Raw genomic sequence first — 16304 nt, 5'->3', positions numbered from 1 at the left:
ATTGAGGAGTTACCGATGGACGTCACTTCCACTCTGAGCCTGGGCGACCCGCTGGAGCCCGCACGCAAGGCCACTGCCGAGATGTTGCAGAACCGCGAGCGTACGTTCTCGCTGCCACAGCCGTTCTACAACGATGAGCGGTTGTTCAAGATCGACATGCAGGAGATCTTCCACAAAGAATGGCTGATCGCCGGCATGACCTGCGAGATCCCAGCCAAGGGCAACTACCTCACCCTGCAGATCGGCGATAACCCGATCATCGTCATCCGCGGTGCCGAAGGCGTGGTGCATGCGTTCCACAACGTCTGCCGCCACCGCGGCTCGCGCCTGTGCACCAGCGAAAAGGGCAAGGTCGCCAAACTGGTGTGCAACTACCACCAGTGGACCTATGAACTGGACGGCCGCCTGTTGTTTGCCGGCAGTGAGATGGGCGCGGACTTCAACCTGCGCGATTACGACCTCAAACCGGTGAACTGCAAAGTGGCCGGCGGCTACATCTTCATTTCCCTGGCAGAAAATCCGCCGGCTATCGACGACTTCCTCAGCACCCTGGCTCATTACATGGAGCCCTACGACATGGAGAACACCAAGGTGGCGGTACAAAGCACCTTGATGGAAAAGGCCAACTGGAAGCTGGTGCTGGAGAACAACCGCGAGTGTTACCACTGCAATGGTTCGCATCCGGAGTTGCTTAACAGTTTGTTGGAGTGGGATGACGTGACTGACCCTCGGGCCAACCAGTCATTCAAGGATCACGTCGCCGAATCTTCCGCCAAATGGGACGCCGAGAAGATCCCTTATGCCCACGCCAGCTTTGGTCTGCGCAACCGTATCGTGCGCATGCCGTTGCTCAAGGGCACCGTGTCGATGACCATGGATGGGCAGCAGGGCAGTAAGAAGCTAATGGGCCGCATTCAAAACCCGGACCTCGGTTCGATGCGCATCCTGCACTTGCCGCACTCATGGAACCACTGCATGGGCGATCACTTGATCGTCTTCACTGTATGGCCGATCAGTGCCCAGGAAACCATGGTCACCACCAAGTGGCTGGTGCACAAAGATGCTGTGGAGGGTGTCGATTACGACGTGGCGCGCTTGCGTCAGGTGTGGGACGCCACCAACAACCAGGACCGGCGGCTGGCGGAAGAAAACCAGCGCGGCATCAACTCTACCGCCTATCAACCTGGCCCTTACTCGACAACTTACGAGTTCGGCGTGGTCAATTTTATCGACTGGTACAGCGAGCGACTGCTCAACAACCTCGGCGCGGAGCCGGCGGCCTACTTGCGTCAGGTTGGCGCTGAGTAAGGGCTATGTCCCTTGGCCTGTGGGTGCTAATCGGTCTGGTTCTTTACGGGCTGTTAGCCGCTCGTTGCAACGAGCGCCCCGAATAGCCCGTAACACACTGAGACCCTCCTCAAGGGGTCACCTTGGCCTCTGCCGGTTATCCCAGGCAGGGGCTTTTTTTGCGCAGAGTTGAGCTGTTTAGACTTAGACCGCAGGCATGCATGCTCATTTGGGCGTTGAGGTTGCCGAGTGCTTAGCCGCTGCGGTGAGGCGAGCGGCTAAGGTTAGGCCATGAAGATTATTATGTGCGTCGACAGCAGATAAATAGAGGCGTCGTTCAGCGCTGAAGCACCCGTATGCGCGACAGCAATTCGTCGCGATCGACGTAGCAGCCCTTGAAGTGCCGCGCGCCGCTGGTTGGATCAAACTCAGTACGCGCATGCAGGGTGCGACGGTTGTCGAAGCACCAGAGTTGCCCGGCGTCCAGCCGGCGCTGCACACGGAAGCGCGCTTCACGGGTCATCTCGATGAAACGTCGGTAGGCGCTGTAGAGCGCCGGCATCTGCGCAACCGGTGCATCGAAGGCGCTGCGTAGGAAGTTACCCATGCGAATTTCGCTGACCGCCCCGTAAGCGTCCAAAGCAATAATCGATGCCAGGCAGTGGTAGTCGCTGGTGCGACTCCTGTTACGGAACTCGACCGGCGTTTCGCACAAGATACGGAACAGCTCAGGCGTCTCCTGACGTAAGGCCTCGGCTATGGCGAAGCCGTCAACGAAGACGCTCTCACCACCTGTGGCGTTGTTGACCAGGCAATGCAAAAACTGCAGGCCCGGCTGCAACTCGCGAGTCGGTAAGTCGGTGTGCAGCGGTAAGTTGAAGGCGGTGTAGGCATTGCTGTCGGCGTCAGCCTTGGACTGCACGTCGAATAGCACGCCAAAGTTGCTCTCACGAATGAAGGAAATACGCGTGGCCAGCACGGGTAACACGTCCTCAGTGGTCGGCACGCCCTGCAGCTGGGTTAGGCCGATATCGCGCACAGCCAGTAGCCACTGCAGCAAGGTGGCGTCGTCGTTCATGACCGCGTGGTAGTCGAACGTTGCTAACTGCTCGGCCATCTCTGCGCGCCACAGACGGCTTTGCGGGCGCTGTGCAAAGCGCTCTGCGCGTGAGGCGTCATCGTAGGCGTGGGCGCGTAACCAGCCGGGGTGAAAGGCACTGTGATGGCCGTTCTGCCAGTCGATCAGCAGCTGGCCTTGCTCGTCGATACGGGTGCGCTGCGGATGCAGTGGCTCGGGTGCATCGGCAATTTCGAACAGCTGCTCGCGGGTCACGCTGTACACGCACTGGCTACAGGAACAATTATCGCGCAGCCACTGATGATGGAAGGGGCTGACTCGGCTGTCGCTCCACGTGACTGCGATGTGGTCGCTCGCAGCTTGCAAACTCATGAGATCAGCGTGGATTGGATAACTACGCCAGTCAGCAACCGGCGCCGCTTCAAGGGAGGGATCTATAGCGTTCATGCCAATCTCCTGCGGGGTGCGGGGAGGGACTGCTGATGCGCGTTATGCCCGGGCCGGCGGCAGACCAATGATTCGGCCAACACAAGCCGGCGCCGGCAACGCGCAATGCGCTTCGCCTAACGCGTGTACCTGCTGCATCACCCAGTCATCGAACGTCGCTGAGCGTGCGGTGTTGATGTCGATATTCATCAGCATCTGTTCGCTCTCGGCGAGGGCGGCGGCCACACCGGTCCGGTGCAAGCTATGGTGGATGTGCAGGCGTTTTTGGTCGTGGGCGAGCAACTGGGTGCGCACTTCGACGCGCTCTCCCAGCTTGACCTCGTCGAGGTAGTTCAGGTGGCACTCCAGGGTGTATAGGGTGTGGCCGGTGCGGGCGCGGCCGGTCTCGTCGAGGCCCAGTTTGTCCATCAGTGCGTCGGTGGCAAAACTGAAGATCAACAGGTAAAAGGCATCGCGCAGGTGGCCGTTATAGTCCACCCACTCGGGGAGAACAGCGGTCTGGTAAGTGGTGAGTGCGAGTGGCATGGACATAGGTATTACCTGCAATCGGAAAGCCACGCCCCGGTCTGGCCAAAGGCGTGGTGCGGTCAGTAATCGCTTAGTCAGCGAAGTCGAAGCCGTGCTTGGCTTTAGTCGCCTTGATCGCATCCATCACTGCCATCAGGCAGTCATCTCGGTAGCGTTCCAGTTCGGCGATGCTGCGCTGGCCCTGTTGCTCAGTGGTGCCTTCGACCACGCTGTCGATCAGGCCGTCCGTCAGCTCCGGTGCTTCCAGGTAGGTCCAGGGCAGTTTCAGCGCCGGGCCGAACTGGGCCATAAAGTGGCGCATGCCGGCATTGCCGCCCGCCAGGGTGTAAGTCAGGAAGCTGCCCATAAACGACCAGCGCAGGCCTGCACCGAAACGTATCGCATCGTCGATCTCGCCGGTGGTGGCCACACCGTCATTAACCAGGTGCAGCGACTCACGCCACAGCGCCTCAAGCAGACGGTCAGCGATAAAGCCCGGCACCTCCTTGCGCACGTGCAAGGGGCGCATACCCAGGCTGGTATAGACCTGAATGGCCGCCTGCACCGCTTCTGGCGCGGTCTGCTTGCCGCCAACTATCTCTACCAGCGGTAACAGGTACACCGGGTTGAACGGATGACCGACCACGCAGCGCTCTGGGTGCACGGCATCAGCGTAGAACTCGCTCGGCAGCAGGCCCGAGGTGCTCGAACCAATTAATACGTTAGGGCGCGCTGCCGCGCTGATTTTGGCATGCAGTTCGAGCTTCAACTCCAGCCGCTCGGGCGCGCTTTCCTGGATGAAGTCTGCATCCCGCACGCACTCCTCGATGGTGGCGACGAAGCGCAGGCGCTCGGGCGAGGCACCTACTGCCAAGCCATTGTGCTGCAGCGCTGGCCAGGCATTGGCAATGCGTTCACGCAAGGCCGCTTCAGCGCCGGGCGCCGGGTCCCACGCCACGACGTCTAGGCCGTGGGCGAGGGCGCGGGCGATCCAGCCCGCGCCGATCACGCCGGTGCCGAGCGCGGCGAAAGTCTTCAATTCGGTGATAAAGGCCATGGCGGCTCCTGCTTAGCGAGCCCGGATAAAATCCGGGACTGACAATTCGAACGCTCGCGGATTACATCCGCACGTCAACGGGATGTAGCGGCGATTCAGCCGCGCGGCGGGAGCTTCATCTTGGCGCGACCTTCGGCCGGCGTTAGCACCCTGCCGCCGAGGCGCTGGATGATCTCGACGACGCGTTCGACCAGGCTGCCATTGGTGGCCGGTACGCCTTTGTCCAGCCAGATGTTGTCTTCCAGCCCTACCCGCACGTGACCACCGAGCAGCATGGCTTGGGCGGCCATTGGCATTTGCAGGCGGCCGATGCCGAAGCCGGCCCACGTCGAACCTGCGGGCAGGTTGTCGGCCATGGCCTTCATGGTAGTGGTGTCGGCCGGAGCGCCCCATGGGATGCCCAGGCAAAGCTGGAAAATCGGATCGTCCAACAGGCCTTCTTTCATCATCTGTTTGGCGAACCACAGGTGACCGGTGTCGAAGATTTCCAGCTCGGCTTTAACGCCCAACTCGGTAATGCGTTTGGCGCCGGCACGCAGTTGCGCCGGAGTGGCAACGTAGATGTAGTCGCCATCACCAAAGTTCAGGGTGCCGCAGTCCAGGGTGCAGATCTCCGGGCGTAGTTCTTCGATGTGCGCCAGACGGGTCAGCGGGCCGACCAGGTCGGAGCCACTGCCAAAGTCCATGGGCTGCTCGCCTGGGCCGATCTCCAGGTCACCGCCCATACCGGCGGTAAGGTTGATGATTACGTCGGTGTCGCTCTCGCGGATGCGCTCGACCACCTCGCGGTACAGCGCAATGTCACGGCTGCCCTTGCCGGTCTTGGGATCACGTACATGGCAGTGGGCAACGGTGGCGCCGGCCTTGGCGGCTTCGATAGCAGCATCGGCGATTTGCTTGGGGGTAACCGGAATAGCCGGGTGACGACCAACGGTATCGCCGGCGCCGGTGACTGCGCAGGTGACGATAACTTCGTAGTTCATGGGGTTTCCATCCTTATTCGAGGCGAATGGGTGCCGGGCGCCCAAGAGGGCGCACGACACGGCGGTTAATTAGGTCGTATTGGTGGGGCGGCGTTACTTAAGCGCGGCCTGCACGGCGGCGGTGCCATCTTTGCCATCGAAGGTGGTAACTCCGGCCAAGAACTTGCTCAGCTCTTGCGGGTTTTCCTTCAGCCATTTGCGGGCGACATCTTTGGGTTCTTCACGGTCCATGATCGGCGCCATCATCTGACCCTCCTGGGCGGCGGTGAAGCGCAGGTTGGTTAGCAGCCGATCGACATTCGGACAGCGCTCGGCATAGTCTGGCGCGGTAACGGTCCAGACGGTGGCCAGGCCTTCATCGGCGCCGAAGACGTCTTCACTGCCGGTGAGGTAGGTGACGTCCATCTTGATGTTCATTGGGTGCGGCTTCCAGCCGAAGAACACCACCGGCTTTTTGCTGCGTGCATCACGGCTGACGGAAGCCAGCATGGCCGACTCGCTCGACTCGATCAGCTCGAAGCCGCCGAGGCCAAATTGGTTAGTCTCGATTATCTTCTTGATCGTGGTGTTGGCGCCGGTACCTGGATCAATCCCGTAAATCTTGCCGCCCAGTTGATCTTTGAACTTGGCGATGTCGGCGTAGGTTTTCAGGCCTGCATCGGCCAGATAGCTAGGCACTGCCAAGCTGGAAATGCCGTCGGAGAGGCCCGGCTCGCTGAGCACCTTGACCGACTTGTCGGCGAGAAATGGCTTGATGTTGTCGTCCATCAACGGCTTCCAGTAACCGAGGAAAAAGTCGATTTGGCCGCGCTGAATGCCGGAAAAGACGATTTGCTGTGACGCTTGGGTCTGGGTGGTTTCATAGCCCAAGCCTTCGAGCAAGGTGTTGGCCACGGCGGTAGTGGCGACCACGTCGGTCCAGCCTACTAAGCCGATGCGCGCTTTCTGGCAACTGGCCTGTTCAGCGGCCAATAGCGACGAGCTGAATGCGCTAAGCAAACAGCAGCCGGCGATTATCTTGATACTTTTCATCAGTGTGCCCTCGTGTGGCGTTAGGGTTTTCTTTCTTCTTCTCCCGGAGCGTTAACGCTCCGTCCCGTGCTCAGGCCTGAATGTGCCCGATTAGTTAACAGTACGCAGCGTAGGTGGGTGGTAAGCGCACTAGAGCGACCATCTGTTGAACCACAGCGACGCTGGTGCTTGCTCCGACGGGCAAACTGGCTTTTAGTGATGGCCAGTACTTTGCGAAAGCACGCCAATGCCTCAAGTCTTCCAGTTTCTCCTAATGCCCGGTTTTTCCATGATGGGCCTGATGTCAGCGATTGAACCGCTGCGTGTGGCGAACCGCTTTAGTCGTGAGCGCTATCGCTGGCACCTTCTCAGTGCGGATGGCTGCGCGGTACAAAGCAGCAACGGCATGTCGCTCAACGTCGATACAGCTCTGGAGCTGCCAGCGGCTGGCGATAGCCTGTTTGTGGTTGCCGGCTTCGAGCCGCTGGCCACCTTTGATCACCGTCTGAGCCAGTGGCTGCATCGGGCTGAGCATGAGGGCGTAATTCTCGGTGGTATCGATACCGGCAGCTTTGTCCTCGCAGAAGCCGGGCTGTTCGCTGCGCAGCGATTGACCCTGCACTGGGAAGCCATCGAGGCCTTTCAGGAGAGCTACCCGCGCCTGGCAGTTACCCAGGAATTATTCGAGATTGACGGCAAACGCATCACCAGCGCCGGCGGCACCGCCAGCCTCGACCTGATGCTCACCCTGATTGATCGCGACCACGGCGAAGAGCTGGCCCTGGCCGTTTCTGAGCAGTTCGTGCTTGGCCGTATCCGCTCGCGTCAGGATCATCAGCGCATGCAGATCGCCAGCCGCTATGACGTGCATAACAAAAAACTGGTGAAGGTAATCAGCGAGATGCAGCGCTGCAGTGAGCAGCCACTCAGCTCACAGGCTTTGGCCGAGCTGATAAAGGTGACGCCTCGGCAGCTGGAGCGGTTATTTCGTCAACACCTGAACGAAACCCCTTCCAGCTTCTACCTCGCTTTACGCCTGGATAAAGCTCGCCAACTACTGCGCCAGACGGATATGGCCGTGCTAGAAATTGGCCTGGCCTGTGGTTTTGAGTCGTCCTCATATTTCTCCCGCTGTTATCGCGTGCGCTTTGCTGCCTGCCCCAGTCAGGACCGTCACGAGTCTCCGGCAACCCCTGCCTAAGTGTTTAGAACGGTCTAACCTATCGCGTCTCAACCTAAGGCTATGACCTAGGTAGGGTCTGTTGAGCTGCAATTAACGGTGCGGTGAAGACTCGTGGGCTCATCCTGCCGATGGCTTATCCGTTCGCGACCCAGCTTTGACGCTTTCGGCAATACCCCAGTCGTTTTTGCACCCGGTCGCCCAGCCCCCCGGGGATATGCTCACCCCAAAGCGCCGGCAGAAGATTCGGCGCGCCGAGCTAAGGGGACTGCCTGATGAGCCCAGCCGAATTGCACGCCGACAGCATCGTTATTGACGGGCTGATCATCGCCAAATGGAACCGCGAACTGTTCGAGGACATGCGCAAAGGTGGCCTGACCGCCGCCAATTGTACGGTCTCGGTATGGGAAGGCTTTCAAGCCACGGTGAACAATATCGCCGCCAGCCAGAAGCTGATCCGCGACAACAGCGACCTGGTGATGCCGGTGCGCACCACTGCCGACATTCGTGCTGCTAAGGCCCAAGGCAAGACCGGCATCCTCTTCGGCTTCCAGAATGCGCATGCCTTTGAAGACCAGATCGGCTACGTCGAGGTGTTCAAGCAGCTCGGCGTGGGCATTGTGCAGATGTGCTACAACACCCAGAACCTGGTGGGCACCGGCTGCTACGAGCGTGACGGTGGGCTGTCGGGTTTTGGCCGCGAGATCGTCGCCGAGATGAACCGCGTCGGCATCATGTGCGACCTGTCGCATGTGGGTTCCAAGACCAGCGAAGAAGTCATCCTCGAATCCAAGAAGCCGGTCTGCTACTCGCATTGCCTGCCGTCTGGCCTGAAAGAGCATCCGCGCAACAAGTCTGACGAAGAGCTGAAGTTTATCGCCGACCACGGCGGCTTTGTTGGCGTGACCATGTTCGCGCCGTTCCTGGCCAAGGGCATCGATTCGACCATCGACGATTACGCCGAAGCCATCGAGTACGTGATGAACATCGTTGGCGAAGACGCCATCGGTATCGGCACCGACTTCACCCAGGGCCACGGCCAAGAGTTCTTCGAATACCTGACCCACGACAAGGGCTACGCCCGCCGCCTGACCAGCTTCGGCAAGATCATCAACCCGCTGGGCATCCGCACCGTGGGCGAGTTCCCCAACCTTACCGAAACCTTGCTCAAGCGCGGCCATCCCGAGCGCGTGGTGCGCAAGATCATGGGCGAGAACTGGGTCAATGTCCTCGCTGATGTCTGGGGCGAATAAGCCCGAGACGACACCCCATTAGTAGGGTGGATGACGCTCTTTTCATCCATCAAATCCCCACGCGCAGGCCCACTTGCGCGGTGGATGGATAAAGCGCCATCCACCCTACCCAAAACCTGATTCTGGAGTTTGCACACATGGCCACACACGCACCCGAAATGCCGATCCAGGTCGACGACGAAACTGGCGTTTGGACCACCGACGCCCTGCCGATGCTGTATGTGCCGCGGCACTTCTTCGTCAACAACCACATCGGTATCGAGGACGTCTTGGGCGCCGAGGCCTATGCCGAAATTCTCTACAAGGCCGGCTACAAGTCCGCCTGGCATTGGTGTGAGAAAGAAGCGGAATGCCATGGCATGTCCGGCGCGGCGGTGTTTGAGCATTACATGAAGCGCCTGTCGCAGCGCGGCTGGGGCCTGTTTGAAACACAGAAGCTCGACCTCGAAACCGGCTATGCCGAGGTCAAGCTCAAGCATTCGGCCTTCGTTTATGTCTACGGCAAGTGCGGGCGCAAGGTCGACTACATGTTCACCGGCTGGTTCTCCGGCGCTATCGACCAGATCCTCGCGGCTGCAGGTAGCCCGATTCGCACGGTCACGGTGCAGGAGTACGGCGGTTCTGAAGAAGGCCACGATGAGGGTCTGTTTGTGGTTAAGCCACTCTGACCCACCTGACAACAATTTCGTAGGAGGGGCTTTAGCCGCGAACAGCGCAACCCGCTCGCCGCTGAAGCGCCTCCCACAATCCTTAGTTCCGTGAGGATGCCGCCATGGCCTTCGAAGCAATGTTTCAGCCGATTCAAATCGGCAAGCTGACTATTCGTAACCGCATCGTGTCCACCGCCCACGCTGAGGTGATGGCCACCGATGGCGGCATGACCACCGAGCGGTACGTGAAGTATTACGAAGAGAAGGCCAAGGGTGGCGTCGGCCTGGCGATCTGCGGTGGCTCCTCGGTGGTTTCCATCGACAGCCCGCACAGCTGGTGGAGCTCGGTGAACCTGTCGAGCGACCGCATCATCCCGCACTTCCAGAACCTGGCGGATGCCATGCACAAGCATGGCGCCAAGATCATGATCCAGATTACCCACATGGGCCGTCGCTCGCGCTGGGATGGTTTCGACTGGCCAACCCTTATGTCGCCGTCCGGCATCCGTGAGCCGGTGCACCGCGCCACCTGCAAGACCATCGAGCCGGAAGAAATGTGGCGCGTTATTGGTGACTTCGCCCAGGCCGCACGCCGCGCCAAAGAGGGCGGCCTCGACGGCGTCGAGCTGTCGGCTGTGCACCAGCACATGATTGACCAGTTCTGGTCGCCACGCGTGAACAAGCGTACCGACGAGTGGGGCGGCACCTTCGAGGGGCGGATGAAGTTCGGCCTGGAAGTGATCAAGGCCGTGCGCGCCGAGGTCGGTGCCGACTTCTGCGTGGGCCTGCGTATTTCCGGTGACGAGTTCCACCCGGACGGCCTGTCCCACGAGGACATGAAGCAGATCGCCGCGTATTACGATGCCACCGGTTTGATCGACTTTATCGGTGTGGTCGGCTCAGGTGCCGACACGCACAACACCCTGGCCAACGTCATCCCCAACATGAGTTACCCGCCGGAGCCGTTCCTGCATCTGGCTGCCGGGATCAAGGAAGTGGTTAAGGTGCCGGTGCTGCACGCGCAGAACATCAAGGACCCAAACCAGGCCACGCGCATTTTGGAAGGCGGCTACGTCGACATGGTCGGCATGACCCGTGCGCACATCGCCGACCCGCACCTGATCGCCAAGATCAAGATGGGCCAGGTCGACCAGATCAAGCAGTGCGTCGGTGCTAACTACTGCATCGACCGCCAGTACCAGGGCCTGGACGTGCTGTGCATCCAGAACGCGGCGACCAGCCGTGAATACATGGGCTTGCCGCACATCATCGAGAAAACCACTGGGCCCAAGCGCAAAGTGGTGATCGTTGGTGGCGGCCCAGCCGGTATGGAAGCAGCGCGCGTCGCCGCCGAGCGCGGCCACGATGTGACCCTGTTCGAGAAGAAAGACCAGCTTGGTGGGCAAATCACCCTGGCCGCCAAAGCGCCGCAGCGCGACCAGATGGCCGGCATCACTCGCTGGTTCCAGCTGGAGCTGGCGCGGCTGAATATCGACCTGCGCCTGAGTACAGGTGCTGATGAAGCCAACATCCTCGACCTGCGCCCGGATGTCGTCGTGCTGGCCAACGGCGGCCATGCGTTTATCGAGCAGAACGAGCACTGGGGCGCCGCTGAAGGCTTGGTGGTGAGCAGCTGGGACATCCTCGATGGCACGGTGGCACCGGGCAATAACGTGCTGGTGTACGACACCATTTGTGAGTTCGGTGGTATGTCGGTGGCCGACTTTATCGCCGACAAAGGCGCCAAGGTGGAGATCGTTACCGACGACATCAAGCCGGGTGTGGCCATGGGCGGCACCAGCTTCCCGACCTACTACCGCAGCATGTACCCCAAAGAAGTGATCATGACCGGCGACATGATGCTGGAAAAGGTCTATCGCGAGGGCGACAAGCTGGTGGCGGTGCTGGAGAACGAATACACCGGTGCCAAAGAAGAGCGGGTAGTCGATCAGGTGGTGGTGGAAAACGGCGTGCGTCCAGACGAGAGCCTGTACTACGGGCTCAAGGAAGGCTCGCGCAACAAGGGTCAGATCGACGTCGAAGCATTGTTCGCGATCAAACCGCAGCCGTGCCTGAGCGAGGCCGGCGACGGCTACCTGCTGTTCCGCATCGGTGACTGCGTGGCCCAGCGCAACATCCATGCGGCGATCTATGACGCCCTGCGCTTGTGCAAGGACTTTTGACCTACGGGGCGTCACGGTTGATGCGCCCTGTGTAGGGTGGATAACGCTCTGCTTATCCACAGCGGGTTAACGCGCAATTGAATACGGTGGATGGCTTTGTCCATCCACCCTACGGATTATCTGAAGGGTGCGCTCATGCTCACTACCATCCTGCCTATTCTGCTGTTCGCTGCCCTGGCCCTTGCGGTCATCGGCGCGGGCAAGCGCTTTCTGATGTGGCGTCGCGGCCGGCCGGCTCAGGTTGACTGGCTGGGCGGTCTGCTGGCCATGCCGCGGCGCTATATGGTCGATCTGCACCATGTGGTCGCCCGTGACAAATACATCGCCAACACCCACGTGGCCACTGCCGGTGGCTTTGTGCTGGCTGCGGTACTGGCGATTCTGGTGCACGGTTTTGGCTTGCACAGCCGTCTGCTCGGCTTTGCCTTGTTGGCGGCCACTGCGCTGATGTTTGTCGGCGCGCTGTTTGTCGCCAAGCGCCGGCTCGACCCGCCATCACGGCTGTCGAAAGGCCCGTGGATGCGCCTCCCGAAAAGCCTGCTGATGTTCGCAGCCAGCTTCTTTATCGCCACCTTGCCGGTCGCCGGGATTGTCTCGGCGGACTTTGGCGGCTGGGTTTTGGCCCTGCTGCTGAGCGTGGGCGTGGCCTGGGGCGTGTCCGAGTTGTTCTTCGGTATGACCTGGGGCGGGCCGATGAAGCATGCCTTTGCCGGTGCTCTGCACCTGGCTTGGCACCGCCGCGCCGAGCGTTTCGCGGGCGGTCGCTCCACCGGGTTGAAAGCCCTGGATCTGGATAACCGCAACGCCCCGCTGGGGGTGGAAAAACCCACAGACTTCACCTGGAACCAACTGCTCGGCTTCGATGCCTGCGTGCAGTGCGGTAAGTGCGAGGCGGCGTGCCCGGCCTACGCTGCCGGTCAGCCACTGAACCCGAAGAAGCTGATTCAGGACATGGTCGTCGGTCTGGCGGGCGGTACTGACGCCAAGTTTGCTGGCTCTCCCTATCCGGGTAAGCCTATTGGCGAGCACAGCGGCGGCCCGCACCTACCAATCGTCAACCTTAATGGCAAGGCCCTGGTGGATGCCGAGACGCTGTGGTCGTGCACCACCTGCCGCGCCTGCGTCGAGGAGTGCCCGATGATGATTGAGCATGTCGATGCCATCGTCGACATGCGCCGTCACCTGACCTTGGAAAAAGGCGCGACGCCGAACAAGGGCGCCGAAGTGTTGGATAACCTCATCGCCACCGACAACCCCGGCGGTTTTGCCCCGGGCGGTCGCTTGAACTGGGCGGCGGACCTGAACCTGGCGCTGATGAGCGATAAACAGTCGGTTGAGGTGCTGTTCTGGGTCGGCGACGGTGCCTTTGATATGCGTAACCAGCGCACCTTGCGTGCGTTCGTCAAAGTGCTGAAGGCCGCCCAGGTCGACTTTGCGGTGCTCGGCCTGGAAGAGCGCGACAGTGGTGATGTGGCCCGTCGCTTAGGCGATGAGGCGACCTTCCAGCTGCTGGCCAAACGCAATATTGCCACCCTGGGCCAGTACCAGTTCCGCACCATCGTCACCTGCGACCCGCACAGCTTTCATGTGCTGAAAAATGAATACGGCGAGCTGGGCGGCCACTACCAGGTGCTGCACCACAGCACCTACATGGAGCAGCTGATCAGCGGGCAAAAGCTCACGCTGGGTACGCACAAAGGCGGCAGCGTGACTTATCACGACCCGTGCTACCTGGGGCGCTACAACGGTGAGTACGAAGCGCCGCGCGCGGTGCTCAAGGCCATCGGTATCGAGGTGCGGGAGATGGAACGCTCGGCATTCCGCTCGCGCTGCTGTGGCGGCGGCGGCGGTGCACCGATTACCGATATTCCCGGCAAACAGCGGATTCCCGATATGCGCATGGCCGATATCAAGGAAACCGCAGCTGAAGTGGTGGCCGTGGGTTGCCCGCAATGCACCGCCATGCTCGAAGGCGTGGTCGGCCAGCGCCCTGAGGTGAAAGACATTGCCGAGTTGGTCGCCGATGTGTTGCTGGAATCAGCTGCACCGCTTAAGCAGGGCAATCCCGCTCCGGTAGCTGCCATGGAGGTGCATTGATGAGCGAGATCATTCGCCGCGATCCACGCGTTGAGTGGATTGCCCGTAATCGCCTGCACCCTCTGCATGCCGCAGCGCAGCCAGCGGCCGTGAGCTGGATGGGGCCTAACGGCGTGATTCGCAAGAACCCCCACGGCGTCGGCTTTATCGGCCCCAACGGCCTCAAACGTATCGACCGTTCCGGCGGTCAGCAGGGCGGCAGCCAGAAGCGCAGCACCGCCAGCGCCGTGGTGCAATTGCCGCTGCATGTGATCGAGCAGCCCGCTTTTCATATCGTGGTGGTGCCGGACATGGTCGGCGGCCGACTCAGCGCGCACGACAAAGACCTGCTCGGTCTGGCCCATAAACTCGCCGGCAGCGACGGTGCGGTGGTCGCCGTGATATTTGGCGAGCACAAAGAAAACGCCTTGGACTGCAACGGCGTGGACCGCCTGCTGCAGTTCGAGGCTGACGGTTTCAGCGGCTATGCCCCGGAAGCGCGCGTACTGGCGCTGGCGGCGCTGGAGCGGCAACTCACCCCGCGGCATTGGTTGCTGCCCGACAGCCGCACCGGTGGCGGTGAACTGGGTCGGCGTCTGGCGGCCAAGTTGGGCGTGCGCCCGGCGACGCGGGTCTGGCAAGTGGCCGATGGCGTCAGCAGCGGGCGTGCTGGCGCTGGCCGTGAAGATTTAGTGCAACAGGCACCGCGCGTGGTGCTGGCCGCCGTCGAGTGCGCCGAACCGGTCAGCGAGACGCGTCATGAGGTGCGTGCGCTAGCCCTCAATGAAGCGCTGGTCAGGCACATACCGCGTATTCAAGACCTCGGCGCGGTGGCGGTAGACCCGGCGCAGATTCCCATGGCCGAAGCGGAGTTCATTCTCTCCGGCGGTAACGGGGTCAAAGACTGGGCGCTGTTTCATCAGGCCGCTGCGGCGCTGGGGGCAACCGAAGGAGCGTCGCGGGTGGCAGTGGATGATGGCTATATGGGCCGCGAACGTCAGGTCGGCGCATCCGGCATCTGGGTCACCGCGCGGGTGTATGTGGCGGTGGGTATTTCCGGCGCCATCCAACACCTGCAAGGGATTGGCGCTTGCGACAAGGTGGTGGCGATCAACCTCGACCCGACCTGCGACATGATCAAGCGCGCCGACCTGTCGGTGATTGGCGAGTCTGCGGCGATCCTGCAGGCGTTGATCGAGCGGGTTGCGGCGTATCGGCAAGGCGGTGCACGTGATGCGGCCTAACCCATTCGTAGGGTGGATGACGCTGCACCCATCCACCAACGCCTACACCGCCATGGTGGAAGAACACGGCGTCTTCCACCCTACGGAGTGTTCCCATGACTGAGTTGAATATCGTTGCGCTGGTTTCCGTGGGCGCCCACCCGCTGTCGGGGCGGCCACGCCGCGCCGAGCAGGACGCCCGTGCGGTCGAGCTGGGTTTGCACTTGGCCGGTGAGCGTTTGCAGGTGCTGCATGCCGGTGACCCTCAGCAGGAGGCGCTGCGGGCTTATCTGGGCATGGGCCTTAATCAGCTCAAGATTCTTGAGCAACCGGCGCACAGCGATGCGCTGCCAGTGCTGGCCGACTACCTGGCCGATTCCAGCGCGCAGCTGGTATTGACCGGCAGTCAGGCGGAAACCGGTGAGGGTTCGGGCATGCTGCCTTTCCTCTTGGCGGAACAGCTTGGCTGGCCGCTGGTGGTGGGACTGGCTGCGGTGGAGCAGGTCAGCGATGGTGTGGCTCAGGTGCTGCAGGCGCTACCCCGGGGTCAGCGTCGGCGTTTGCAGGTGCGCCTGCCTTTTGTTGCCAGTGTTGATAACGCCGCACCCACCGCGCGGCAGAGTGCCTTCGGTCCTGCCCGCCGTGGTTTGTTGACCGCCGAGGAGGTGGAGCTGGTCGCTGACCCGTTGTTTGCCAGCGCGCAGCTGCAACCGGCTAAACCACGGCCCAAACGGCTCAAGGTGATCAAGGCGAAAACCGGCGCGGAGCGCATGAAAGCCGCCACGGCCAAAGCCAGTGGCGGGGGTGGTCAGGTACTCAAGGATGTTTCGCCAGAGGCCGGCGCCGAGGCTATCTTCAAGCTACTACTGGAAGAAGGCGTGCTGCGCTAGCTGCCAGTGTGGGAGGGGGCTTTCGGCTCTGGCATCCTGCTTCGCTCTACCTCCTGCATCCATGCAGTCGTAGCCGCGACAACTGTGGTTTAAAGCTCGCCGCTAAAGCGCCTCCCACGGTTTATGTTCCAGTTCCTAGGATGGGTTGAGCGTCGCGATACCCATGCGCCGCCCGAGTTGAGAGCCCATTTATCGCCGCACCATTAGAGGATTTGATCATGATGCATGCCGACTTGATTGATCAGGAAGATCTACGTGAACGCCTGGTGGCGCTGGGGTTGTCGATTCCGCCTGGGGTGACGGCCGAGCAAGCCTGCGAACATGCCGTCAGCGGCCTCAGCCCGGAGCGGGCGGTGGCGCTGAAGCGTTTAGTCGAGGAATTGCTCGGTGGCAGCGCGACGGTGCTGCCTAATGTGCGCGAGGCCATCTCGCGCACGCTGTTACCGGCGCTCGTCCCACGGCAGAGCCCGCCGGGCTAA

The 16304-nt window shown here is 61.2% G+C and carries 14 protein-coding genes; 9 read left to right on the top strand and 5 right to left on the bottom strand.

All coding sequences use genetic code 11. The features are described 5' to 3' along the window. The first annotated feature begins 15 nt into the window (after positions 1 to 15). Positions 16 to 1308 (top strand): glycine-betaine demethylase subunit GbcA, encoded by a 1293-nt coding sequence (gene gbcA, locus BMZ32_RS16855; protein ID WP_090244135.1) that lies wholly within the window; start codon positions 16 to 18, stop codon positions 1306 to 1308. Between the two features lie 316 nt (positions 1309 to 1624). On the opposite strand, the gene BMZ32_RS16850 is transcribed toward gbcA, so the two are convergent. The 5 genes from BMZ32_RS16850 to choX form a co-directional block, all read right to left on the bottom strand. Then, positions 1625 to 2812: a gamma-butyrobetaine dioxygenase gene (locus BMZ32_RS16850; protein ID WP_090244132.1), complete on the bottom strand. Its 1188-nt coding sequence runs from the start codon at positions 2810 to 2812 to the stop codon at positions 1625 to 1627. A gap of 42 nt (positions 2813 to 2854) precedes the next feature. Then, complete coding sequence (locus BMZ32_RS16845; protein WP_090244321.1) at positions 2855 to 3337, bottom strand: thioesterase family protein; 483 nt, start codon at positions 3335 to 3337, stop codon at positions 2855 to 2857. A gap of 73 nt (positions 3338 to 3410) precedes the next feature. Next, on the bottom strand, positions 3411 to 4376 hold the full coding sequence (locus BMZ32_RS16840) for an L-carnitine dehydrogenase (protein WP_090244130.1): 966 nt from the start codon (positions 4374 to 4376) through the stop codon (positions 3411 to 3413). 95 nt (positions 4377 to 4471) lie between these two features. Continuing rightward, a complete protein-coding gene (gene cdhC, locus BMZ32_RS16835; protein ID WP_090244129.1) occupies positions 4472 to 5359 on the bottom strand; it encodes a 3-dehydrocarnitine:acetyl-CoA trimethylamine transferase CdhC in 888 nt (295 codons plus the stop codon). 93 nt (positions 5360 to 5452) lie between these two features. After that, entirely contained in the window at positions 5453 to 6391 is a 939-nt protein-coding gene (choX, locus tag BMZ32_RS16830; protein ID WP_090244127.1) for a choline ABC transporter substrate-binding protein, read from the bottom strand. Positions 6392 to 6617: 226 nt separating this feature from the next. Between choX and BMZ32_RS16825 the strand changes: the two genes are divergently transcribed. The 8 genes from BMZ32_RS16825 to BMZ32_RS16790 all read left to right on the top strand — a co-directional run bounded on the left by BMZ32_RS16825 (position 6618) and on the right by BMZ32_RS16790 (position 16304). Continuing rightward, positions 6618 to 7571, top strand: coding sequence for a GlxA family transcriptional regulator (locus BMZ32_RS16825; protein ID WP_090244125.1), 954 nt, complete (start codon positions 6618 to 6620; stop codon positions 7569 to 7571). Between the two features lie 254 nt (positions 7572 to 7825). After that, entirely contained in the window at positions 7826 to 8803 is a 978-nt protein-coding gene (locus tag BMZ32_RS16820; protein WP_090244123.1) for a dipeptidase, read from the top strand. A 137-nt stretch (positions 8804 to 8940) separates the two neighbouring features. After that, a complete protein-coding gene (locus tag BMZ32_RS16815; protein ID WP_090244121.1) occupies positions 8941 to 9471 on the top strand; it encodes a 4-vinyl reductase in 531 nt (176 codons plus the stop codon). A 104-nt stretch (positions 9472 to 9575) separates the two neighbouring features. Next, positions 9576 to 11636: a dimethylglycine demethylation protein DgcA gene (dgcA, locus tag BMZ32_RS16810; protein ID WP_090244119.1), complete on the top strand. Its 2061-nt coding sequence runs from the start codon at positions 9576 to 9578 to the stop codon at positions 11634 to 11636. Positions 11637 to 11771: 135 nt separating this feature from the next. Continuing rightward, positions 11772 to 13733, top strand: a complete 1962-nt coding sequence (gene dgcB / locus BMZ32_RS16805; protein ID WP_090244319.1) for a dimethylglycine demethylation protein DgcB — start codon at positions 11772 to 11774, stop codon at positions 13731 to 13733. Beyond that, positions 13733 to 14956, top strand: a complete 1224-nt coding sequence (etfA, locus tag BMZ32_RS16800) for an electron transfer flavoprotein subunit alpha (RefSeq protein ID WP_090244116.1) — start codon at positions 13733 to 13735, stop codon at positions 14954 to 14956. The genes dgcB and etfA overlap by 1 nt, the downstream gene beginning before the upstream one ends. Positions 14957 to 15051: 95 nt before the next feature. Continuing rightward, positions 15052 to 15825, top strand: a complete 774-nt coding sequence (etfB, locus tag BMZ32_RS16795) for an electron transfer flavoprotein subunit beta (protein WP_090244114.1) — start codon at positions 15052 to 15054, stop codon at positions 15823 to 15825. Positions 15826 to 16043: 218 nt separating this feature from the next. Continuing rightward, positions 16044 to 16304 (top strand): hypothetical protein, encoded by a 261-nt coding sequence (locus BMZ32_RS16790; RefSeq protein WP_090244113.1) that lies wholly within the window; start codon positions 16044 to 16046, stop codon positions 16302 to 16304.

The sequence above is a fragment of the Pseudomonas guineae genome (assembly GCF_900113745.1).
GTDB classification, from domain to species: Bacteria; Pseudomonadota; Gammaproteobacteria; order Pseudomonadales; family Pseudomonadaceae; genus Aquipseudomonas; species Aquipseudomonas guineae.
The sequence above is the reverse complement of the archived record's forward strand: the minus strand, read 5'-3'. Positions and strand labels throughout refer to the sequence as shown.

Coding starts and splice junctions, on each gene's coding strand:
- gbcA (WP_090244135.1), top strand. CDS start 16: ATGGACGTCACTTCCACTCTGAGCCTGGGCGACCCGCTGGAGCCCGCA.
- BMZ32_RS16850 (WP_090244132.1), bottom strand. CDS start 2,812: ATGAACGCTATAGATCCCTCCCTTGAAGCGGCGCCGGTTGCTGACTGG.
- BMZ32_RS16845 (WP_090244321.1), bottom strand. CDS start 3,337: ATGCCACTCGCACTCACCACTTACCAGACCGCTGTTCTCCCCGAGTGG.
- BMZ32_RS16840 (WP_090244130.1), bottom strand. CDS start 4,376: ATGGCCTTTATCACCGAATTGAAGACTTTCGCCGCGCTCGGCACCGGC.
- cdhC (WP_090244129.1), bottom strand. CDS start 5,359: ATGAACTACGAAGTTATCGTCACCTGCGCAGTCACCGGCGCCGGCGAT.
- choX (WP_090244127.1), bottom strand. CDS start 6,391: ATGAAAAGTATCAAGATAATCGCCGGCTGCTGTTTGCTTAGCGCATTC.
- BMZ32_RS16825 (WP_090244125.1), top strand. CDS start 6,618: ATGCCTCAAGTCTTCCAGTTTCTCCTAATGCCCGGTTTTTCCATGATG.
- BMZ32_RS16820 (WP_090244123.1), top strand. CDS start 7,826: ATGAGCCCAGCCGAATTGCACGCCGACAGCATCGTTATTGACGGGCTG.
- BMZ32_RS16815 (WP_090244121.1), top strand. CDS start 8,941: ATGGCCACACACGCACCCGAAATGCCGATCCAGGTCGACGACGAAACT.
- dgcA (WP_090244119.1), top strand. CDS start 9,576: ATGGCCTTCGAAGCAATGTTTCAGCCGATTCAAATCGGCAAGCTGACT.
- dgcB (WP_090244319.1), top strand. CDS start 11,772: ATGCTCACTACCATCCTGCCTATTCTGCTGTTCGCTGCCCTGGCCCTT.
- etfA (WP_090244116.1), top strand. CDS start 13,733: ATGAGCGAGATCATTCGCCGCGATCCACGCGTTGAGTGGATTGCCCGT.
- etfB (WP_090244114.1), top strand. CDS start 15,052: ATGACTGAGTTGAATATCGTTGCGCTGGTTTCCGTGGGCGCCCACCCG.
- BMZ32_RS16790 (WP_090244113.1), top strand. CDS start 16,044: ATGATGCATGCCGACTTGATTGATCAGGAAGATCTACGTGAACGCCTG.